We start from the raw sequence: 468 nt of genomic DNA on the forward strand, positions 1-468 counted from the left end.
GGTATCAAAGATACTGCGAAATCAACCTGTACCGGTGTTGAGATGTTCCGTAAGCTGCTGGACCAGGGTCAGGCAGGCGAAAACTGTGGTGTTCTGCTGCGCGGTATCAAGCGTGAAGACATCCAGCGTGGCCAGGTTCTGGCTAAGCCAGGCTCAATCAAGCCACACACCCAGTTCGAGTCAGAAGTTTACGTTCTGTCTAAAGACGAAGGTGGTCGCCATACTCCGTTCTTCAAAGGCTATCGTCCACAGTTCTACTTCCGTACAACTGACGTAACCGGCTCAGTAGAGCTGCCAGAAGGCGTTGAAATGGTCATGCCTGGCGACAACATCAAAATGGTTGTTACCCTGATCCACCCAATCGCAATGGACGAAGGTCTGCGCTTCGCAATCCGCGAAGGCGGCCGTACCGTTGGCGCGGGTGTTGTTGCTAAAGTTATCGCATAATTACCGATAACGTTTGACGCA

Annotated in this window: 1 protein-coding gene; it reads left to right on the forward strand. The window is 52.1% G+C overall.

Going from position 1 to position 468, the window contains the following annotated elements; translation table 11 throughout:
* A partial coding sequence (locus NP77_RS19160) for an EF-Tu/IF-2/RF-3 family GTPase (RefSeq protein ID WP_039661324.1) occupies positions 1–447 on the forward strand: 447 nt, incomplete at its 5' end.
* Positions 448–468: the final 21 nt, after the last annotated feature.

This window comes from Pantoea sp. MBLJ3, from assembly GCF_000816655.1.
Taxonomy (GTDB): Bacteria; Pseudomonadota; Gammaproteobacteria; order Enterobacterales; family Enterobacteriaceae; genus Pantoea; species Pantoea eucalypti.